Source organism: Exiguobacterium sp. s22 (assembly GCF_018617455.1).
GTDB lineage: Bacteria > Bacillota > Bacilli > Exiguobacteriales > Exiguobacteriaceae > Exiguobacterium.
Genome location: NZ_JACSKD010000001.1, coordinates 649,530 through 669,941, shown reverse-complemented (window position 1 = coordinate 669,941; position 20,412 = coordinate 649,530). Strand labels below are relative to the sequence as shown.

The 20,412-nt window shown below is 47.6% G+C and carries 27 protein-coding genes; 21 read left to right on the top strand and 6 right to left on the bottom strand.

The window, feature by feature from the left end; all coding sequences use genetic code 11:
• Position 1: 1 nt before the first annotated feature.
• From KNO94_RS03505 to KNO94_RS03495, 3 genes are read left to right on the top strand one after another with little or no spacing between them, the layout of a single operon-like run.
• On the top strand, positions 2 to 1,009 hold the full coding sequence (locus KNO94_RS03505; protein WP_483299163.1) for a thiamine pyrophosphate-dependent dehydrogenase E1 component subunit alpha: 1,008 nt from the start codon (positions 2 to 4) through the stop codon (positions 1,007 to 1,009).
• Complete coding sequence (locus tag KNO94_RS03500) at positions 1,009 to 1,986, top strand: alpha-ketoacid dehydrogenase subunit beta (RefSeq protein ID WP_012726557.1); 978 nt, start codon at positions 1,009 to 1,011, stop codon at positions 1,984 to 1,986. The genes KNO94_RS03505 and KNO94_RS03500 overlap by 1 nt, the downstream gene beginning before the upstream one ends.
• A gap of 12 nt (positions 1,987 to 1,998) precedes the next feature.
• The gene (locus KNO94_RS03495; protein WP_251125775.1) at positions 1,999 to 3,318 is read left to right on the top strand and encodes a dihydrolipoamide acetyltransferase family protein; all 1,320 of its coding nucleotides are present in this window, start codon (positions 1,999 to 2,001) and stop codon (positions 3,316 to 3,318) included.
• Positions 3,319 to 3,358: 40 nt separating this feature from the next.
• Here KNO94_RS03495 and KNO94_RS03490 read toward each other — a convergent pair whose 3' ends face one another.
• The 3 genes from KNO94_RS03490 to KNO94_RS03480 all read right to left on the bottom strand — a co-directional run bounded on the left by KNO94_RS03490 (position 3,359) and on the right by KNO94_RS03480 (position 4,863).
• Positions 3,359 to 3,574 (bottom strand): hypothetical protein, encoded by a 216-nt coding sequence (locus tag KNO94_RS03490; RefSeq protein ID WP_214777522.1) that lies wholly within the window; start codon positions 3,572 to 3,574, stop codon positions 3,359 to 3,361.
• 16 nt (positions 3,575 to 3,590) lie between these two features.
• A complete protein-coding gene (locus KNO94_RS03485) occupies positions 3,591 to 3,971 on the bottom strand; it encodes a hypothetical protein (protein ID WP_214777521.1) in 381 nt (126 codons plus the stop codon).
• Between the two features lie 118 nt (positions 3,972 to 4,089).
• On the bottom strand, positions 4,090 to 4,863 hold the full coding sequence (locus KNO94_RS03480) for a sporulation protein (RefSeq protein WP_214777519.1): 774 nt from the start codon (positions 4,861 to 4,863) through the stop codon (positions 4,090 to 4,092).
• A gap of 99 nt (positions 4,864 to 4,962) precedes the next feature.
• On the opposite strand from KNO94_RS03480, the gene KNO94_RS03475 reads away from it, so the two are divergent.
• From KNO94_RS03475 to KNO94_RS03440, 8 genes are all read left to right on the top strand, one after another.
• Positions 4,963 to 6,147 carry a class I SAM-dependent methyltransferase gene (locus KNO94_RS03475; RefSeq protein ID WP_214777629.1) on the top strand — a complete coding sequence of 395 codons (1,185 nt, stop codon included), beginning with the start codon at positions 4,963 to 4,965 and terminating at the stop codon, positions 6,145 to 6,147.
• A 35-nt stretch (positions 6,148 to 6,182) separates the two neighbouring features.
• Positions 6,183 to 6,611 (top strand): BrxA/BrxB family bacilliredoxin, encoded by a 429-nt coding sequence (locus KNO94_RS03470; RefSeq protein WP_214741059.1) that lies wholly within the window; start codon positions 6,183 to 6,185, stop codon positions 6,609 to 6,611.
• 56 nt (positions 6,612 to 6,667) lie between these two features.
• Positions 6,668 to 7,009 carry a DUF952 domain-containing protein gene (locus tag KNO94_RS03465; RefSeq protein ID WP_214741057.1) on the top strand — a complete coding sequence of 114 codons (342 nt, stop codon included), beginning with the start codon at positions 6,668 to 6,670 and terminating at the stop codon, positions 7,007 to 7,009.
• Between the two features lie 182 nt (positions 7,010 to 7,191).
• Positions 7,192 to 7,983, top strand: coding sequence for a transporter substrate-binding domain-containing protein (locus KNO94_RS03460; RefSeq protein WP_214777517.1), 792 nt, complete (start codon positions 7,192 to 7,194; stop codon positions 7,981 to 7,983).
• A 60-nt stretch (positions 7,984 to 8,043) separates the two neighbouring features.
• Positions 8,044 to 8,703 carry an amino acid ABC transporter permease gene (locus KNO94_RS03455; protein ID WP_012726548.1) on the top strand — a complete coding sequence of 220 codons (660 nt, stop codon included), beginning with the start codon at positions 8,044 to 8,046 and terminating at the stop codon, positions 8,701 to 8,703.
• Complete coding sequence (locus KNO94_RS03450) at positions 8,700 to 9,422, top strand: amino acid ABC transporter ATP-binding protein (RefSeq protein WP_012726547.1); 723 nt, start codon at positions 8,700 to 8,702, stop codon at positions 9,420 to 9,422. Before KNO94_RS03455 ends, KNO94_RS03450 begins: the two co-directional genes overlap by 4 nt.
• A gap of 30 nt (positions 9,423 to 9,452) precedes the next feature.
• Complete coding sequence (locus tag KNO94_RS03445; protein WP_214777515.1) at positions 9,453 to 10,127, top strand: metal-dependent hydrolase; 675 nt, start codon at positions 9,453 to 9,455, stop codon at positions 10,125 to 10,127.
• A 2-nt stretch (positions 10,128 to 10,129) separates the two neighbouring features.
• Positions 10,130 to 10,705, top strand: a complete 576-nt coding sequence (locus KNO94_RS03440; RefSeq protein ID WP_214777513.1) for an HD domain-containing protein — start codon at positions 10,130 to 10,132, stop codon at positions 10,703 to 10,705.
• A gap of 38 nt (positions 10,706 to 10,743) precedes the next feature.
• Here the strand turns inward: KNO94_RS03440 and fadH are convergent, their stop codons facing one another.
• On the bottom strand, positions 10,744 to 11,508 hold the full coding sequence (gene fadH / locus KNO94_RS03435) for a 2,4-dienoyl-CoA reductase (RefSeq protein WP_214777511.1): 765 nt from the start codon (positions 11,506 to 11,508) through the stop codon (positions 10,744 to 10,746).
• A gap of 181 nt (positions 11,509 to 11,689) precedes the next feature.
• On the opposite strand from fadH, the gene KNO94_RS03430 reads away from it, so the two are divergent.
• Both KNO94_RS03430 and KNO94_RS03425 read left to right on the top strand, forming a co-directional pair.
• Complete coding sequence (locus KNO94_RS03430; protein ID WP_214777509.1) at positions 11,690 to 11,884, top strand: hypothetical protein; 195 nt, start codon at positions 11,690 to 11,692, stop codon at positions 11,882 to 11,884.
• 32 nt (positions 11,885 to 11,916) lie between these two features.
• Positions 11,917 to 12,207: a hypothetical protein gene (locus KNO94_RS03425; RefSeq protein ID WP_214777507.1), complete on the top strand. Its 291-nt coding sequence runs from the start codon at positions 11,917 to 11,919 to the stop codon at positions 12,205 to 12,207.
• Positions 12,208 to 12,365: 158 nt separating this feature from the next.
• Here the strand turns inward: KNO94_RS03425 and KNO94_RS03420 are convergent, their stop codons facing one another.
• Complete coding sequence (locus KNO94_RS03420; protein WP_353047824.1) at positions 12,366 to 13,445, bottom strand: N-acetylglucosaminidase; 1,080 nt, start codon at positions 13,443 to 13,445, stop codon at positions 12,366 to 12,368.
• 68 nt (positions 13,446 to 13,513) lie between these two features.
• Between KNO94_RS03420 and KNO94_RS03415 the strand changes: the two genes are divergently transcribed.
• Positions 13,514 to 14,512 (top strand): aromatic acid exporter family protein, encoded by a 999-nt coding sequence (locus tag KNO94_RS03415; protein ID WP_214777505.1) that lies wholly within the window; start codon positions 13,514 to 13,516, stop codon positions 14,510 to 14,512.
• A gap of 173 nt (positions 14,513 to 14,685) precedes the next feature.
• Positions 14,686 to 15,813 carry a M20/M25/M40 family metallo-hydrolase gene (locus KNO94_RS03410; protein WP_214777503.1) on the top strand — a complete coding sequence of 376 codons (1,128 nt, stop codon included), beginning with the start codon at positions 14,686 to 14,688 and terminating at the stop codon, positions 15,811 to 15,813.
• Between the two features lie 45 nt (positions 15,814 to 15,858).
• Here KNO94_RS03410 and KNO94_RS03405 read toward each other — a convergent pair whose 3' ends face one another.
• A complete protein-coding gene (locus tag KNO94_RS03405) occupies positions 15,859 to 16,032 on the bottom strand; it encodes a hypothetical protein (RefSeq protein ID WP_214777501.1) in 174 nt (57 codons plus the stop codon).
• Positions 16,033 to 16,105: 73 nt separating this feature from the next.
• Between KNO94_RS03405 and rnz the strand changes: the two genes are divergently transcribed.
• From rnz to KNO94_RS03375, 6 genes are read left to right on the top strand one after another with little or no spacing between them, the layout of a single operon-like run.
• The gene (rnz, locus tag KNO94_RS03400; protein ID WP_214777499.1) at positions 16,106 to 17,011 is read left to right on the top strand and encodes a ribonuclease Z; all 906 of its coding nucleotides are present in this window, start codon (positions 16,106 to 16,108) and stop codon (positions 17,009 to 17,011) included.
• Position 17,012: 1 nt separating this feature from the next.
• Entirely contained in the window at positions 17,013 to 17,897 is an 885-nt protein-coding gene (locus KNO94_RS03395) for a hypothetical protein (RefSeq protein WP_214741036.1), read from the top strand.
• Positions 17,894 to 18,304 carry a DUF4430 domain-containing protein gene (locus tag KNO94_RS03390; RefSeq protein WP_214741034.1) on the top strand — a complete coding sequence of 137 codons (411 nt, stop codon included), beginning with the start codon at positions 17,894 to 17,896 and terminating at the stop codon, positions 18,302 to 18,304. Before KNO94_RS03395 ends, KNO94_RS03390 begins: the two co-directional genes overlap by 4 nt.
• Positions 18,282 to 18,941, top strand: a complete 660-nt coding sequence (locus KNO94_RS03385; RefSeq protein WP_214777497.1) for a hypothetical protein — start codon at positions 18,282 to 18,284, stop codon at positions 18,939 to 18,941. The genes KNO94_RS03390 and KNO94_RS03385 overlap by 23 nt, the downstream gene beginning before the upstream one ends.
• Positions 18,919 to 19,866, top strand: coding sequence for an ATP-binding cassette domain-containing protein (locus KNO94_RS03380; RefSeq protein WP_214777495.1), 948 nt, complete (start codon positions 18,919 to 18,921; stop codon positions 19,864 to 19,866). Before KNO94_RS03385 ends, KNO94_RS03380 begins: the two co-directional genes overlap by 23 nt.
• Positions 19,848 to 20,393 (top strand): hypothetical protein, encoded by a 546-nt coding sequence (locus KNO94_RS03375; protein ID WP_214777493.1) that lies wholly within the window; start codon positions 19,848 to 19,850, stop codon positions 20,391 to 20,393. The genes KNO94_RS03380 and KNO94_RS03375 overlap by 19 nt, the downstream gene beginning before the upstream one ends.
• Positions 20,394 to 20,412 lie beyond the last annotated feature (19 nt).

The window sequence follows — 20,412 nt, the reverse complement described above, 5'->3', positions numbered from 1 at the left end:
GATGGAACAGATGACTGTAAACTCATATGAAGAGCTTGGTTTAACGAAACAAGATTTAGTAGCGATGTACGAAACGATGATTCGTGCCCGTAAAATCGATGAACGAATGTGGAAGTTGAACCGCGCCGGGAAAATCCCGTTCGTCGTCTCATGTCAAGGACAAGAAGCTGCACAGGTCGGTGCGGCGTTCGCACTCGAGAAAGGGATCGATTATGTCCTCCCTTACTATCGTGACGTGGCGGTTGTCCTTCACTTTGGTCAAACATCAAGAGACTTGATGTTGTCTGCATTCGCGAAAGCGGAAGATCCAAACTCTGGCGGTCGTCAGATGCCTGGTCATTTCGGCTCGAAAGAACATCGCATCGTGACAGGTTCATCTCCGGTTACGACACAAGTCCCTCATGCGGTCGGGATCGCACTTGCGGCGAAGATGAAGAAAGAAGAACTCGTCACGTTCGTCTCGTTCGGAGAAGGCTCTTCGAACCAAGGTGACTTCCACGAAGGGGCAAACTTTGCAGGTGTCCATAAGTTACCGGTCATCTTGTTCTGTGAGAACAACAAGTATGCGATTTCGGTACCACTTACAAAACAATTGGCATGCGAGCGCGTGTCAGATCGAGCGAAAGGCTACGGCATGCCAGGTGTGACAGTTGACGGGACAGACCCGATTGCCGTCTATGCGGTCGTGAAGGAAGCGCGTGAACGTGCACTTCGCGGAGAAGGACCGACGCTCATCGAAGCAGAAGTTGAACGTCTCGTGCCACACTCATCAGATGATGATGACAAAGCATACCGTTCGGCTGAAGAATTGGCAGGATTAAAAGAGCGGGATGGCATTCAATTGTTCCGTCAACGACTTGTGAACGATGGAATCGCAACGGCGGATACACTTGCCGAAATCGATGCTCAAATCGATGCTGAAGTGAATGAAGCGACGACATATGCGGATAAAGCACCGTACGCATCGCCTGAATCTGCACTGGATTACGTCTATGAGGAGGAAAAATGATGAAAACGTTTATCGAAGCGATCAATGAAGCGATTCATGAGGAAATGGAGCGCGACGAAAACGTCTTCGTCGTCGGGGAAGACGTCGGCGTACGTGGTGGTGTATTCCGTGCCACACAAGGATTGATTGAAAAGTACGGAGAGGACCGTGTCATCGACGCACCGCTCGCTGAGAGTGCGATTGCCGGAGTCGGGGTCGGTGCTGCCATGTACGGCATGCGACCGATCGCAGAAATGCAATTCGCAGACTTTATCATGCCAGCAGTGAACCAAATCGTATCGGAAGCGGCAAAAATTCGATACCGTTCAAACAACGATTGGACATGTCCGATGGTCATCCGAGCTCCTTTCGGTGGTGGCATTCACGGGGCACTCTATCACTCACAATCGGTCGAGGCGATGTTCAGTTCGACGCCAGGTCTTAAAGTCGTCATCCCATCAGACCCAGTCGATGCGAAGGGATTGTTGAAAGCAGCAATCCGTTCGAACGACCCTGTCCTCTTCTTCGAACATAAGCGTGCCTATCGTCTTTTGAAGGCGGACTTGCCGACGGACGAATATACGGTTGAAATCGGTAAGGCTGCGGTTAAACGAGAAGGTGACGATATCACAATCATCACGTACGGTCTTTGCGTGCATATGGCACAAGAAGCAGCGAAAACGCTCGAAGAAGAAGGGATCAGCACACACATCCTCGATCTTCGTACCGTGTACCCGCTCGACCAAGAAGCAATCATCGAGTCAGTCAAGAAGACGGGTAAAGTGTTACTCGTGACGGAGGACAACAAAGAAGGAAGCATCATCGGAGAAGTGGCGGCGATTATCGCAGAGAAGGCGCTCTTCGAACTCGATGCGCCGATTGAACGCTTAGCGGGTCCTGATGTGCCGGCTATGCCGTATGCGCCACCGATGGAAAAATTCTTTATCGTATCCCCAGAAAAAATTGCCGAGCGGGCGCGTCAGCTCGCCGCGTTTTAAGGAGGCATCTCCATGGAACAAACGATTACCATGCCCCAACTTGGGGAGAGTGTGACAGAAGGAACAATCACGACCTATCTCGTCAAACCGGGCGACCGTGTAGAAGAGTATGAACCACTTGCGGAAGTCATGACGGATAAAGTGACGGCCGAGATTCCGGCAACAAGTGCAGGAATCGTGAAAGAATTCCTCATTCCAGAAGGGGAGACGGTCAGCGTCGGGACACCGGTATTGACGATGGAAGTTGAAAGTGCGGAGGAAGCTGCAGTTGAGACGAAGACCGCACCGATTGCAGAAACGACACCTGCAGAACCCGTCTCTAAGCAAGCGGTCGCCACTACTCCGAAAAAACAGAGTGGAAACGGTCGATACTCACCTGCTGTCATCCGACTCGCCAACGAGAATGATATCGATTTGAATGAACTGAGCGGAAGCGGTCTAGGCGGTCGGATCACGCGGAAAGATATTCTTCGTTACTTATCAGAAGGACGTCCGGCATCGACTCCTGAGAAAGCGACACAAGCACCTGTCCAAGAGACGATGGTACAAACAAAGATGGACGTTCCGACTGAAGCGTCACGTCCTGTCGTTGAACCGTCACAACCGGTCGCATCATCATCGACGTCATCTGGACGTTATGAATCGATTCCGACAGCCGGGGTACGTCAAGCGATTGCGAACAATATGGTCCGCTCGAAGCATGAGGCGCCACACGCATGGCTCATGATTGAAGTCGATGTGACGAACCTCGTTGAGGCACGTGCGAAGTTAAAAGATGAGTTCATGAAGCGAGAAGGCGTCAAATTGACGTTCATGCCATTCTTTATGAAAGCGGCCATTGAGGCATTGAAGAAGTATCCGATGATGAACTCGGAGTGGGCAGGCGATCACATCAAAGTTCACCAAGACATCCATCTCTCGGTAGCCGTCGCGGCAAACGACGCCCTTTACGTACCGGTCATTCGCCAAGCGGATGAGAAGAACATCAAAGGTCTCGCGGTGGCCCTTCAAGACGTGGCGTCACGTGCGCGTGAGAACCGTTTGAAGGCAGAAGAAATGCGTGGTGGGACGTTCACCATCAACAACACAGGTGCATTTGGTTCAATCCAATCGGCACCGATTTTGAACTACCCACAAGCGGCAATCCTATCAGTCGAGTCGATCGTGAAGCGTCCGGTATGGATGAACGGGATGTTCGCGGCACGCGATATGGTCAACCTTTGTATGTCGGTCGACCACCGTGTCCTCGACGGTCTCGTCGCAGGTCAGTTCTTACAAGCGATCAAACAGTCGCTCGAGTCGATCGATCCGAACACATATACCGTATATTGATTAAAAAATGGAGGCGCTCTCGATCGAGTGCCTCCATTTTTTATGAGTTATAGCCAATGAATAGCGTGAAAAAGAAACTGAAGGCTGAAATCAATAGGAGAAGGAACGACAAGGACATGCCCATTGTGACGAGTCCCTTGGAGAGTCGTGGTTTGGATTTGTACAGTGCGAACGAAAACATGAGACTGAATAGGCCGAGCGTCGCGAATAGTGTGAGCGGGATTGCTCGGTCTTGGAGTAACTGAAGTAAATCCAACGTTGAATCATCCTTTCTAATCCAGCACCTTCTGAAATCGTCGTTGATGGGCACGGTACGTCAATCTGCTGATTACGACGAACAGGAGCATGAACATCCAGTATATGAAGATATAGTTTAATGAAAATGCAGAAACCCCATCATGTCTGACCGAAGAAATCCAAAGCATAAGGAGGGATGTAGGGAAATGGATGGAGAGTACGAGATAGGGCATGAATTTCATAAATGATAAGGCGTTTGTCGACGGATTGCGGATGAGACACATCGCAAGTAAACCAATCAATACTTCGAGCCCACCAAGCGTGAAGAAAGCGAGTGAGTCAGAAAGACTAGTCTCTAGAATGGGTGAGGCAAGCGTTGCAAGACCGAAACTCCCGATCATTATTAAAGCAAACAAGATGTAGTCACCTCCAGAAAAGAGTTGATTTTATATGTTTATTGTAAAATAATGGATATTAAAATTCAATACCTCAGAAAAACACGCCATTCATAGAAATGGCGTGTCAGTGAGTTCCTCAAATCGATTGTTCAATCATCGATTCGATGTCGCGACGGACTTCGGCAACTGATAAACGTGCGACGTCATATCGCACACGGTGCGTCGATTCGTCTGAACCCATCAAATCGGCGAAAAGGCTTCCGAGGTCATGCACACTGCGGTCGACTTGAATGAGAAGTTCAATCGAACCCTCTTCTTGTAAGATGACGACCTCTACTTCGTCCAATTGTCGACCGAAGCGTGAACCGTTCGCTGAATACTCGAGTTCTTGTGCAATCGGGAGGCGCCCAGAACGATGGCGTGCCGGAAGCATTTCCGTGTCGGCTTTCTTCAAACGGAATCCGAGCTCGTCCATCGCATCTAAAATGACTTGTTGAGCCGCATTCGGTTGTACGGTGATCGCATCCTCATCTTTCGGATCGACGGCTTGGGCGATGTCGAGTCCGGTCTCAATCCATGATTTCGATTGGCTCACAGAGAGTGGCGTATTGAACGGGACGTTGACTGTGAACGGGATCTCTTTCACTTCTCCAGGACCAATCATAAACGGTGCCTCATTCAATAAAATTTTTTCAATCGTGAACGTCGAGTATGTTGATTTATCATTGACCTCATGTTTATACAACGTGTTGAAGAAGAGATAGATGCTGTCGACGGACTGTTCGACCGAACCACCTTCGATATGGACGACTCCATGTAGTTCACCGCCGGGCGTGCAATGACTTTCATTTAAGCGTGTGTCGACTTTTGCAGCACCGATTCCGATTGATGATAAAATCTTTTTAAACATATGTGTATCCTCCTTTGACGTAACGTCGTCTTCGTGTAATAGTATGTACGGACAGGTGAAACGATATGTTTCAAAATTTATAATAAAGGATTGAATCCATTGGAATATAAAGCTTTACAAGAACGTCTCGCAGACGTCATCCAATCAAATCATCTCGTGTCGGCGACCATCAGTCAACCCCGTCAAAAATCTAGCGATCTCAGACGGGTCAAATTGAAACCGGTCATGTTACGAAATGCGTATCATATCCAGTTCGAGTATCAGTACGAACGGGTGATGAACCATAAAAACCTGACACCAGACGAGGCCGTCGCGGAATTGAATGAGCTTCTCGAAACGTTCCGTCAAGGACAGTTTCAATTAAAAGAATCCGACCTTCAGTTCCAATTATCGAAAAAATTCAAAGTGACATTGAAAGAAAAGCAGACGGCTCAAAAAGAAGTTCAACTGAGTCATAATCGGGAAAAACAATACGTGCTCCCACTCGACGAACCAGTTCCATTTCTAATCCGGCTCGGCATTCAGTCAGCGGACGGGAAAGTGAAGCGTCAGAAGTATGACAAGTTCAAACAAATTAACCGCTTCCTTGAATTCATTGAAGATTCACTTAAACATTTACCGACGGACCGCACTGTACGCATTCTCGATTTCGGTTCAGGTAAATCGTATTTAACGTTCGCGCTCTATCATTTCCTTCATGAGATGAAAGGGTATGACGTCCATATCACAGGGCTCGATTTGAAAAAAGAAGTCATCGAAGAGTGTGCATCGATCGCGCAAGATCTTGGATATGAGCGACTCGAGTTTTTAGTCGGGGACATCAATGAATATGAAGGGGAGACAGCTGTTGACATGGTCGTGACCCTTCATGCATGTGACGTGGCGACCGATATGGCATTGGCCCGTGCCGTTCGCTGGGGAGCGAAAGTCATCTTGAGTGTACCGTGCTGTCAAAAGGAATTGAATCGTCAAATTCACGCGCCTAATTTGGATGTGATGCTCCAACATGGATTGATCAAAGAGCGTTTCGCTTCCCTGGCGACAGATTCGATTCGGGCTGAACTACTCGGTCTCGTCGGGTATGATGCACAATTACTTGAATTTATCGATCTCGAGCATACGCCGAAGAACATCATGATTCGTGCCTATTTGACGAACCGTGTGGCGACTGCAGAGACAAAGGCGCGTTACCTCGCCTTTAAACAGATGTTAGGGGCAGACCCGTTCTTAGAACGCGAATTGAGCGATAGACTTGTCCTCGAGGTAGAACAAGACGTAAAATAAGAGAGTACAGACGAAATGTCGAAAGGGGAAACAACATGGATTTTCAATTATATTTTCAAGATGTAGTCGAACAAGCGCGTAACGAAGTCCGCGCTGCAGGATACACAGAGCTCACGACACCAGAAGAGGTGGACAGTGCGCTTAAAAAGGAAGGGAAGACACTCGTTCTCGTCAACTCGGTATGTGGGTGCGCAGGCGGGATTGCACGTCCAGCTGCTGCATACGTAAATAAGATGGAAGGCGTCAAGCCTGACCAATTCGTAACGGTATTTGCCGGTCAAGACCGTGAAGCGACAGACCGCGCACGTGAATATTTTGAAGGATATGCACCGTCTTCACCGTCGATCGCCCTCCTCGAGGATGGTAACATCGTGACGATGGTAGAACGTAGTGAAATCGAGTCGTCAACTGCGGAAGAACTCGTCGACCAGTTAAAAACACTGTTCGACATCTACTTCGCATAATTACGGATCAGCGCAAAGGCATTGCCTTTGCGCTTTTGTGAAAAGGGGCAGAGTATATGGAACCAGTCATCAAAATCATGACGGAGGCAGAATATATGATTGCCCTGTCACGCGGTGAAATCAATGAACCGTCGCTTCAATCGGAAGGGACGATTAAATGTTGTACACCGCAACAGATTGGAAAAGTCGTTAAAGAATCCTATCCAGGGAAGTCGGTTGTCCTTGTCTCGCTGCACGTCAACCGCCTTGGACAACTGTTACATTATGAGTTAGATGAGGACGGAGAACGCTATCCTCACGTGTATAGTGCCATCCCGATGTCTTCCGTCAAACAGGTTCAACCGTATGGATCTCGCGACAATGGAACGGTCACATATTTCGCCTTCGAGCGAATGTGACCTTCTTTTTTTGTATAATTTGCATGAATATACTTTACAAGTAATAATTATGTGTATATAGTGGTTGAAGACACAAGTCGGACAACTGATGTGTCATAGAACAGTTGAGCTACGTTCACGCATATGTCATAATTTTTTTAAAGTTCTGATAATTATCATTCAACTACGAAAGGGAGATGAAGATGAAAAAAGGTTTTCTAGCATTATGTTTAGCAGGACTAGCCGCGTTCTCAGTCGCATGTGGGGCAGACGTGAACGAAGGAGGATCGACATCGACCGATGGTGAGGATGACAAAGTCATCGTCATGGGGACGAGTGCCGATTACTTCCCGTATGAATTCGTCGATACAGCGAACGGGGACGAAATCGTCGGATTCGATATCGACATCGCCAAAAAAGTGGCAGAGAACATGGGATATGAATTGAAAATTGAAGACATGGACTTCGGTAGCTTGCTTGGAGCTCTCAATGCAGGTCGTGTCGACTTCGTCATGGCGGGGATGACACCGACAGAAGAGCGAAAAGAGAATGCTGACTTCTCGGATATCTATTTTACAGCGGTAAACTTGATTTTATCGAAAGATGATTCGCTTCAATCACTTGATGATTTGAAAGGCAAAAAGATTGGAGTCCAGCTCGGTTCGATTCAAGAAGGAATCGCACAGGACCAAATCACAGATGCTGAAATCGTTTCGTTGAACAAGATTCCTGAGATCATTCAAGAAATCAAGACAGGACGTATCGATGCGATGGTCATCGAAGATACGGTCGCGAAGAAATATCTTGAGCAAGACAGTGAATTGACAACATTCGAAATCGTAGACGAAGAAGAAGCAGGTTCTGCTGCTGCCTTCCGTAAAGACGATGAACTACGCGATCAATTCAACGAAGAGTTGAAGAAGATGATCGACAGTGGAGAAATCGAAGAGTTAGCACAAAAATGGTTTGAAGAAGAGGCTGAACCAGCCAAATAATGAATCGTACGAGGCTGACTGAAGATGAATCGGTCAGCCTTTTTTTAGGAGGGACTTACTATGGACTTTAGCCGGATTTATGATTCAATCCCTTACATACTCGAGGGGATTCCAGTCATGTTCCAAGTGGTGATCGTCTCGGCATTGATCGGGATCTCACTTGGGATTGTTGTCGCTACATTGAAAATCGTCCCGAATCGTCTGATTAACTTCATCGGACATGCTTATACGGCCGTGTTCCGTGGGACGCCGCTCATCTTGCAACTCGCCATCATCCACTTCGGATTGCCGCAACTGACTGGATACATCACGACACCATACCAGTCAGCGGTCATTGCCTTCTCTCTTAACTCGGGGGCGTATATTTCGGAAATTATTCGCGCAGGTATTCAAGCGGTTGATAAAGGACAGTGGGAAGCCTCTGATGCTCTCGGTGTCCCATACGTCAAACAATTACGTTCCATCATCTTGCCACAGGCGTTCAAGAACATCTTACCTGCTCTTGTGAACGAGATGATCACGTTGACGAAAGAGTCTGCCCTCGTCTCGACGGTCGGGGTGCTCGATATCATGCGTCGCGCGCAAATCGTCGGTGGGCAGAAGGCAATCTACTTCGAACCGCTTCTCTTCGCCGGTGTGATATACTTTACGATAGTGATGATCTTGACGTATCTTGGACAACGTCTAGAAAAACGGTTAAGAAAGAGTGATGGAAGATGATCGAAGTAAAAGACCTACACAAACAATTTGGTGACTTAGAAGTATTGAAGGGAATCACGACGACAATCGAACGTGGTGAAGTGGTAGCTGTCATCGGACCGTCTGGGTCTGGTAAATCGACATTTCTGCGTTGCTTGAACATGCTTGAAATCCCGACGAGCGGGACGGTCAGTGTGGATGGATTCGAACTTACGAAAAAAGGGGCGAACGTCGCAAAAGCACGTCAAAATATCGGAATGGTGTTCCAACAGTTCAATTTGTTCCCGCACATGAGTGTATTGGACAATTTGACGTACGCACCGATCAACGTGTTGAAAGTCAGTAAAACGGAAGCACTTGAGCGTGCAAAAAAATTACTTGAACGTGTCGGTCTTTCTGAAAAAATCGATGCCTATCCGAGCCAACTCTCTGGTGGACAAAAACAACGTGTCGCGATCGCGCGTGCCTTGGCGATGGAGCCGAACGTCATGTTATTTGATGAACCGACGTCAGCACTTGACCCGGAGATGGTCAATGAAGTACTCGACGTCATGAAAGGGTTAGCTGAGACAGGAATGACGATGGTCGTCGTCACACACGAAATGGGCTTTGCCCGTGAAGTGGCTGACCGTGTCCTCTTCCTCGATGAAGGAATTCTGATGGAAGAAGGCAAACCGGCTGACCTATTGTTAAATCCACAAACAGACCGGGCGAAACGTTTCTTAGAGAAAGTGTTGTAATCTGATTTCATAGAGGAAGGATGAATGCACATGAAGATCACGTATTACGGACATGCGACAGTTGGACTAGAGATTGATGGGGTACACGTCTTGATCGACCCGTTTTTAACGAGTAATCCCCATACAGACGTAGACCCGTCCACACTACGTCCAGACTACTTGTTACTCACACATGCTCATTTCGATCATATTGAAGATGTCGAATTGATTGCGAAGGCATCTGGCGCGACCATCGTGGCGACACATGAACTCGCGACGTATTACGAGAAAAAAGGCTTCTCTGTCCATGGGATGAACATCGGGGGAGGCCATGCCTTTCCATTCGGACGTGTCACGATGACGCAAGCGTTTCACAGTTCAAGCTTTGACATGGGAGACACCCCTGTCTACATGGGCATGCCGGCTGGATTCATGATCGAGACGAATGCGTTGACGCTCTATCACGCGGGAGACACGAGTCTCTTCTCCGATATGAAAATGTATGGAGAACGTTTTGAAATCGATGTCGCCTTCCTTCCAATCGGAGATAACTTCACGATGGGACCGGCAGATGCATTGGATGCGGCGCAGTGGTTACAAGCGAAACGTGTCGTCCCGATTCACTTTGATACGTTCCCGCCGATTAAACAAGATGCTCAGGCATTTTGTGACCAATTGCACCGTCGTGGCCTATTGATTGAACCGAATACGACGATCGAGATTTAAGTGTGGACGTGATCCAAGAGACGAGAAAGTTTGTCGAAACGGTTCATGCAAATGATGAGACAGGTCACGATTTTGCGCATATCGAGCGAGTCGTTCGACTCGTGGAGCGCTTGATGGAACATGAACCAGTCGATCGAACGGGACTTCTATTAGCCGCTTATTTACATGACGTGGAAGACCAGAAGCTCGGCCGACCGAAAGGGCTCGTCAAACAACATTTGGCTACTCTCGATATCACAGAAGCGCAAATACATTTTGTGGAAGCATTGATTGATCAGGTTTCTTTCTCAAAAGGAATGACACCGACGACTCGCGAAAGTGAAATCTTGCAAGATGCTGACCGTCTTGATGCAATCGGGGCGATCGGCATTGCGCGAACGTTCCAGTTTGCGGGTTCTCGTGGTACACCGCTCGATTTGTCAGCGGAAAGTGCGATTCAACATTTTCATGATAAATTGTTGAAGCTGTCGTCTAGTATGCATACCGCTAAAGCACAACAATTAGCGATGTCCCGTCATGCGTTCATGGAGCGGTTTTTAGAACAGTTTCACGAAGAGTGGGATGGAATCGATCAATAAAAGGACGACCGAGATAAATGTCTCGGTCGTCCTTTTGATTAGAATGGATGTTTGTTGAGCCAATGTCCACCGTCTAATGAGATGCAATCCCCGTTCAAATAACGCATCTCGTCGGATGCCATCCAGTATGCCAAGTCCGCGATTTCTTCAGGTGTCCCAAAACGTCCAAGTGGTACGTTACGGCGAATGCGCTCTACTTCCTTCACGTGGGATACGAGCTTTTCAGCACCGCCTGTACGTTCAATCGGTCCAGGACTGATTGCATTGACGCGAGCTCCGAACTGATAGCCCCATTCAACGGCAAGTGTTCGTGTCAAATTCAGGACGCCAGCTTTCGCTGCCGCACTCGGTGCGACCCCTGGACCGGCTTGCCATGCGTATGATGCCACCATATTGATGATGGAGCCTCCGCGAATCTCGTCTGCTTCCCAATGTTTTCCGAGCACATGGGTACAGTTGAATGTTCCGTTCAAGACGATGTCGATGACGCTAGCCCATCCGTTCGGAGACAACTCGAGTGTCGGACAGACGAAATTACCGGCTGCATTATTGACGAGTGCGTGGACCGGCCCAAATGCGGATACGATGTATGCGAGTGCTTGAGCGCATCCTTCATAATCACGAACGTCATGTTGAACGCTCATTGCCTGACCTGAGCCGATCGCATTCAATTCGTTCATCGCTTCTTGCAGCCGTTCCTCGTTTCGACCGCTAATGGCGACGTTCCATCCTTCCTGTTTGAATTTTAACGCCATCGCTTTCCCCATACCCGACGATCCCCCGGTAATCCAAATCGTTTTCATCCTAATTCCCCCTCAAAAATGAATGGTCGTTCATTTATAGTATTCGTCTTGTGATGTGAAAATCCTTCAATAAGATAGTGATTCATATTTGAATCATTCCTTTGACTTGAAACGTATACATAAGATGTAACAATTGATACTTAGAACCATGCCGTGAATCTAGAGAAGGAGACGATGAAAGATGAAGCGCATTGCCAGATGGACCGTATTCGTTATCGTCATTGTCGGAATGCTCGCACTCATCAATCGGTCTGATTCATTAAAAGTGACTGAACCGGTCGAAAATACGATGTTCGTCCAAACAGAAACAAAAAATAACTCGGAGTTAACAGTGGAAGAATTGAAAGAAATCCTCTTGAGATTTCAACGGAGGTAGCTCCAAACATACAAGGTGACTTAGAACAAAAATTGGCGGAGCGGATGTATGTAGCGTCGATTCAATTTGACAAACCTATCGATGAAGATCAACTTACATCGCGTGCAATCAATCAGGCTAAATTTGAACGGGCTTGGGTATCCTATGCAAAAAATACGTATGGCGTTGTCGTGACCGATGAAGAAGTGGATGAATGGATTGAAAAGGGACCAGATGCGACTGTGTTGCCGTCACAAAAACGTCTTGCAGAGGCGAAAGGAATCAGTGTGTATGAGCTCAATCATAACCTTTATCGTGATCAATTTATCAAATGGGTCCTATGAGAAAAGTTGATCCAACTCATCACGGAACGATATGAAGAGACGACTGATCAGGTGCTCGACAACAATCGACTCATCGAACTGTACGAGGGTGAAGTGAGGAGCACTCTATGAACTAAACAGACGTCAAGTAGCCCGCCTCATATGAGCCGGGCTACTAGTTATTGGATTGTATTCAAGTACTTCAAACCGAGTTCTCGGTCGATCGTGTACATCGTACCGGCGACCTTCTCGCCCCAATACGGGTCTGACGCATAAAAGATATTAATTCCTTCTTGTTTGTTACCAGGGTAATCTCCGCGTGCGTATGGACCTTTTACATATTTGGTCGCAAACAGCTCTGCAGCCGCCTTGACGCTCGCTTCGACGGTATCGAACGATGTGGCATTTCCGCTTGGATCGTCGTCTGTTGCATGGAAGCCGAATAGGTTCCGTTTTTCCCGAGCGATGTCGGACGTTCCAAATTGAGACTCATGACCGGCCACCGCGAGTAAGAACAATGCATTGATTCCGTAGGTCTCTTCTGCACGTTTGAAGGCAGCTCCCTCTCCAGAGAGAGGGGAGTCGATGCTCTTTAAATATTGATCAAACGCTTTGGCGGAATACGGAGATGTAGACCGTATGGAAGCGAACTGATACGGAGAATCGAATACGTCTTCGACACGTTCCGTATAATAACGGTTTTTGGAACGTTTCTCTGTCGGTCCGACGAGAAACGTGCCAGCGAGATTCGCGTTCGCCTCGACCGAGTGATACACATCCCCATCTCGAATCTCATAATAGCCACGTCTTTTTACGACAGCTTCTGGGAACAATGCCATCTGATCGGGTTTGACATAGACGTCCGCTCCTGAGATACGTACTTTTAAATGGTTTTCACCTCGTTCGAGTAACTGGAGTCGAGTCCCACCGGCAACATATGATTGACGTTTTTGGAATGATGCATCTTTATATAAGTGAGTGATGGCATCACTTGGAGTGACGACGACACCCGTACCGGTAAAGTCGAGGACCTCTCCGGATGGGGAAAAGAGCGTTCGGTTGTTTCCCGCTGCCATGTATCGTTTTGCCTCAGCTAGGCTTTCAAACGAACGGGTGACACGGTCACCGTTCGTCACCGTTTCGACGGTATAAGTATCTTCACGGGAAGATTGAATCCATAAAAAGGCTGCGATGGCGAGGCTGAGTGTCGCAATCATCGACCAACCCTTAAGTCTTTTCTTTCGTTTCAATCGAATCACTTCCAAACTTTTGAATTGCCAAACGAGTTGATTTAGTCAACAATTTGATGGAGAAGGGGGAAATCCATATGAAAATTGGAACGCGGACGTTAAAGACCGCGGTCGCGGCAGGTATCGCGATGCTCATTTCCGAGACGATTCATCTTGATTATTTTGTATTCGCAGCCATCATTGCCATTTTGAGCATTCAAGAGACCCGAAAGAAATCGATTCGGGCATCATATGAGCGGGTCATGGCGAGTCTTCTCGCCATCGGGATGGGCGCGGCGATGTTCACATTACTTGGCTATTCGCCAGTGACGCTCACACTCTATTTTGTCATCTTCATTCCGCTCGTACAACAATTGAAACTGCAAGATGGGCTCATCACAAGTGTCGTCATCTTGACTCACCTTTATACGGAGGGACAATTTTCGCTTGAACTATTCGTCAATGAGCTGTTATTGATCGCGATAGGTGTAGGAGTCGGACTTGTCGTCAACATGTATATGCCGACGCTTGATCGTGAGATTGATCGGATCAAGGATAGCATTGACCGTTCGCTCGCTGTATTATTTTACGATGTGGCAGCATGTGTCGAGACTGGTGTCTATAACAACCATTCGATGATGCTCATCAAGACGCGAGACTATTTGAAAGAAGGCAAAGATTTAGCCCTTCGTCGTATGGGCAACTCAATCGGGAAGCGTAACGAAGATATGGACTATTTATACTTCAGGATGCGCGAGCGTCAATACGATATTCTCAAACGGGTTGCTGACAATGCTAGAGAGATCACAATGGTTGTGAATGAGGCGAAACCGGTCGCGACATTCTTACGACGTGTCGGGGACCATGTGAACGAACAAGCGGATGCCTCTGTTTTTTTGCAGGAACTTGAAGAGATGATTGAACATTATCGAAAAAACGTACCTCTCCCCACGACACGTGAGGAATTCGAGGTACGCTCATCCTTGTTGAATATTCTATCAGATGTAAAAAGTTACTTGATCTTAAAAGAGCGATATATCTTGCTCTTAAAAGAACATGGTCATACTCGAGAGAAACGTGCTGATCAAAAAGATTGAGACGATGACGACGACGCCGATTTGAATGATGCGTTGTCGTCTTTTCTGTTTTTTCTTCATGGTTTGCCTCCATATACGTGTTTGCCATCATTGTACAGAATGGAAAAGATTCGTGCAATCCAGGGGAGTTTGTTATAATAGTCGAGAAATGTTTGGATGGAGGGATGTTGTTTATGGTAAACGAGACACGCGTGCTCGACACATTTTTAGGATTGGTCGGCATTGATTCAGAAACGAAGGAAGAAGCGGTCATCTGTGAACACTTGAAAGGGGTATTCACTGAGCTTGGTTGCGACGTCTACGAGGACGATGCATCTACGAAGACGGCACACTCTGGTAACAACTTAATCATCACGTTGCCTGCAACAAAAGAAAATGTCGATCCGATTTACTTTACTTCACACATGGATACGGTAACCCCAGGTAAAGGAATCAAGACGAGTATCAAGGACGGATACGTTGTTACAGACGGAACGACGATTCTCGGAGCGGATGATAAGACAGGACTCACGGCGATGATCGAACTCGTGCGTGTGTTGAAAGAAAAACAAATTCCACACGGTCAAATCCAGTTCGTCATCACGGTCGGGGAAGAATCGGGTCTCGTCGGTGCGAAAGTATTGGACTTATCGAAAATCGATGCGAAGTTCGGTTTTGCCCTTGATTCGGATGGGCCGGTTGGAGACATCATCGTCGCAGCACCGACTCAAGCGAAAGTAAACGCCAAAATTTACGGGAAGACGGCCCATGCGGGTGTCGCACCGGAAAAAGGAATCTCGGCGATTCAAATCGCAGCGAAAGCGATTGCGAAGATGCCACTCGGTCGTATCGATGAAGAAACGACTGCGAACATCGGACGCTTCGAAGGGGGCCGCGCGACAAACATCGTGTGTGACTATGTCGAAGTTCTTGCTGAGGCCCGCTCACTCAGCCATGAGAAGATGGAGAAGCAGGCGGAAACGATGAAACAAGCATATATCGAAGTGGCGGAGTCATTTGGTGGTCGTGCCGAAGTCGAGATCGACATCATGTATCCTGGATTCAAGTTTGAAGAAGGGGATGAAGTTGTTGAAGTGGCGAAACGCGCAGCTCAGACAATCGGACGCCCGACTCGAATTCTTCATTCTGGAGGCGGATCAGACGCCAACGTCATCGCCGGCGGTGGAATCCCGACCGTCAACTTGGCAGTCGGTTATGAAGAGATTCATACGACGAACGAACGGATGCCACTTGAAGAGTTGTACAAACTCGTCGAGTATGTCGTCACGATCGTCGAAGAAGTCGCATCACCTAAGCAATAAAAAAGAGCCGACCATTCGTCGGCTCTTCGTATGTGTTCGTACTCGTTATGCTGCGAACTCCAGTGACTCTAAAATCAACTCGTCTGTGCAATGAAGTTCGATCGCTATGTCTTGAATTCGGATAGAGGTGCCCTGTTCCTGTTGGTGCAAGCGATTCATCAAAGCTGCGCGTTCTCGAATCGTCTCATAGATTGATTCGGGTTGTTCCGCTTTGGTCATCACAAATCACATCCTTTTCAGCGATTACGTCAAGTATAGCATGAAACGACTTGAAGAAAGGACTAAAATATTTATGAAGTTACAGTTTTTAGGAACCGGGTCGGGAATGCCTTCGAAACAGCGAAATGTCTCAGGACTCGCTCTTGAGCTTCCGAAGGTTACTTGGTTGATCGACTGTGGTGAAGGCACACAACATCAAATGCTTTATACAAAGCTCAAGCCGAGAAAAGTGTCGGCGGTATGGGTGACACACCTTCACGGTGACCACGTGTTTGGCCTTCCTGGATTCTTATCGACCCGCTCTGCACTAGATGGGTCTGCCCCATTGACCGTGTACGGACCGAAAGGATTGAAGAAATGGTTAGAGTCCACATTACGTGTCACAGGATCGCATCTTGGATATGAATTGACCGTCATCGAGTACTCGGATGGCGACACATTTGAACAAGACGACCATCTCGTTACTGTGCGAAAATTAGAGCACAGGTTCCCGTCATATGGATTTCGAATCAAGGGTCCAGAAAAAGCGGGGATGCTACGTGTCGATAAAGTAAAAGAACTTGGCATTCCGAGTGGACCGATTTATAAAACAATAAAAGAAGAAGAACAATTTGAATATGAAGGAAAATGGTACAGCTCTAAAGAATACGTCACTGAACCGACTCCGGGCAAAGTAGTTGCAATCCTTGGAGATACGACCCCATGTGAGAATGCGCGCTATTTAGCAGAAAATGCGGACCTTCTCGTTCATGAGGCGACATTCATGGAAAGTGAACAACCGCTCGCTCGAAAATATGGTCACTCGACGACACGTGAAGCAACTACGCTAGCGAAGACATCTGCAGTCGGTCAATTGATTGTCACGCATATTTCGGCTCGTTATGTCGGACGAGAGGAAGAATTTGAGCAAGAGGTCGTTTCGGATTTTCCATCGAGTCTTGTGGCGACCGACTTTCTAGAATATACAGTGGGGGATTGATGTGACCATTCAACTCTATGTATGGGCCGCGTTTTTAGCAATCAGCGTTCTGTTAGGGATTCGATTGAATCAATTAAAAGAGCCGGAAGCCAACTTCTTTCCAAAGTTCTTATTCTATTCGTTACTCGGAATTGTGTCATTTCCCATTGGCGGGTTCCACATTCCGATTGGCTTTCTGTTGTCTTTTTTATTCTTTCCGAAACAGAATAGTCGGTATAAATGGTATGGGGCGTTGTTAGGATTCTTTTTCTTTCTCGTCTTACTTTTCGTCCCATTGTTTGACCAATCGGGATTCCGGGCTGAGTCCCAGCAAATCGGAGCAGTTTCCGTCACAGACGAATCGTTTGATGACATGACAGAAAAACTGTTACAACGCATCAATAGCGATTCAATCAAACTAGATCGAGGAAAACTGCAAATTGATCGGGATGGAAACGTTCAAACCATCGAATATTTACTCATGGTTGAGCGAGCCGAATCGTTTCAACAGATTCGCGTGACGTATGCGGATGGACAATTATCCTACGAACAGGTCGATGAACTTCGAAAGGAGTCCGGTCGTGCATTCTTTGAAAAACTAGTAGAGTTTGACCATATGCTCTCTACTTTACAAGATTCCTCATGGGAAGAATACACGGACGTCGTGTCTGCACCTATCTTACAACTTTCATACGATGGGTTGTATGATATGTACACGTTTGAGAATGAATCGATGCTTATGATCAACCGAGATCACGAGCTCGTCAAGTTTTGGCTACAGCGTGAACCGGTTCTCGCCAACAGTATCCAACTCGTCGGTCTGACACAAGAAGGACGAAGTTCGGGGGAACGGTTTGCGATCCTATATAACTATTCGATACATCAACGAGAGGATTTGACAGAATGATCAAACCGTATTTGAGTATTTCTCTACTAGCAACTGGCCTCCTAGTCGGATGTGGCGGAGAAAAAGCACAACAAGAGGCATGCGATGTTAGCCCGACCATTTCTGTATACAATGCCGCGACGGAGGAAACCCTCTATCAAGAAAAGAGTGTCTGTCTTGAAGAGGACGCGACCGTGCTCGATGCATTGAAAGCGACGGGGCTAGACCTCGAAGTGACAGGAAACGGTGACATGTCTTACGTGACGGCCATCGAAGGCATCGAAGAAAAATCAGAAGGACAATCGTCAGGATGGGTATTTGCTTTTAACGGCGCACCGGGAGATGAAGGTGCCGGTGCCAAAGAAGTAGAATCGACGGATGTCATTCAATGGCGGTTCGAAGAAGATGCAGTGGCTTTCTTCGAATGAGGCAGATTGGGAGCGTAGACATCCTGTCACGCTCCTTTTCTATCTCCTCTGTCATCTGTACGTATTGATGAATGTCGGCGACGTTACCTTTTTTGTGATTGGACTCCTGATTCTACTTATTGTTGAACGCCGTTTCCCCTGGCCGATGCTCTATATACTCATTGCGTTTGGTCTGATCTCAATCATGCCCATCCTGATTGGTTGGGAAATTTCTTATGCATACATATGGCGTCAGCTGTTGAAATTAGCCACCTTTTTACTCGGAATGTTATGGATCGCGCGCATCGTTCGTCTCGAACGGTTGCTCCCGCTTTTATCGAACTTTCCACGATCGTCTTCACTCTTATACGGTGCATGGGCACTCATCCCGTCAATGGAGCAGGCGGTACGCCAAGCGGTCAGGAGTCATCCAAAAGCATCTTGGCAAGAGGGTGTACAAATCGGGATTGAAAGCCAGCAAACTGAGCCGAGGTTCGCCGTAGAACCGATACGGCGCTTTCACCTGGAAGATTTGTGGCAAATCGTCCTCATTGGAGTCATGGGTTGGGCCACACTCCATCTGTTCGTTGGCTTTTGGCTGATCTATCCATATCTCACGAAAGGAGGGATGCGTGATGCAATGGTTATCTATCGTTGACGGCTCGTTTGAGCAGTATGTCAAACGTCACAATCCACTTGTAATCGAGATGACACAATCGTTCTCTGGGAAAGTCGGACACTTACTTTCGAGCATTGATCCTTTTCGAGGCGCGGAACTCGCCACCCTTTTACAAATCGATGCGCTTTATCCGAAGCGGTTCGATGCCTGTTCGAGCGGCGAACAACAGATTGTTCGAGTCGCCTATGCGCTGTTAAATCGACCAGACTCCATCGTCCTAATTGAACCGTTTCGCCATCTTGATCAATTTCGAAGAGAGCACTTGGAGATGTTGCTCCGTCGAATAGCTGGAATCGGGGTGCGAATCGGTTATACCGAGCGAGCGAAAGAACCTACGGGCGAAGTGACCTTCACATTCATCGAATCAAAGACGACTCCCTCCATCGATGCAATCGACGTATCCTATCGACATCCTCTTCAAGCGACGTATGCGATTGACCACGTGACGGTTCAGATCAAAGAACCCGGCCTCACGGTTTGCGTCGGGACGAACGGGAGTGGAAAGTCAACCTTACTCGAACTATTCGCCAGAAGTAGGCGTCCGCTTCAGGGGCGGGTGAAAAGAGGGGAGCGGGCAGTCTATCTTCCGGCTAACCCTGATGTTGGCCCATTCCCACAAGAAGAGAAGCGACGGGTCGCCCAACTTCAATCCGTCCTCCACGATTCATCGAGTGTCCTTCTACTCGACGAACCGACTGTAGATTTGACGAGGGGTGAGCGGGATGCATTCCTTGAAGCGCTTCAACAAAAGGCGAAGTCGGCCCGTGTCGTCTGTGCAACACATGACATGGAACTCATACAGATTGCGACGGATGTGATTTATCTAGCGAGCGGTCAAGTCGTCTTTCACGGAGAACGTTCACTCTTCCAAGAACGGAGTACGCTATGGTCACATACGTCTTAGCTTTTTTGACTGCCATGTTTGTCTTGTACCGGTTTGAAAAATCGACTGCACCCATTCAACCGTTCGTTCAATTGTTAGCACTTGCCGTCATTGGGCGGTGGCTCTTCATGACGATTCCAAATGTTCAACCGACGACGGCCATCTTGATGTTGACGGCTTTACTAGTCAGCTTGAACGGGGCAGCCGTTCTCGCCCTCTTTGTGCCGATTTTATCAGGACTGTTGCTCGGAATAGGTCCGTTCGTCTTCTATCAGTTTATAGGGTGGCTACTCGTCGTAGTACTCGTACGTCTTTTTCGGCCGATTTTATTAAAATCGACGGTCCTCTTGTCACTTTTTGGACTGATAGCGGGCTTCTTATATGGATGGATGACAAACTTGGCGTTCATTGAGGTGATTGGTACGGATGTCGTGAAGTTATTTTTACTCAGCTTCCCATTTGACCTTGCCCACGGTATCTCAAATGTCATCTTTTTAATCATGATTCGTCCCTTGTTCGAGCGCATATTCCTTCGTCAACTCGGGTAAATATACAATAGTCAAATCA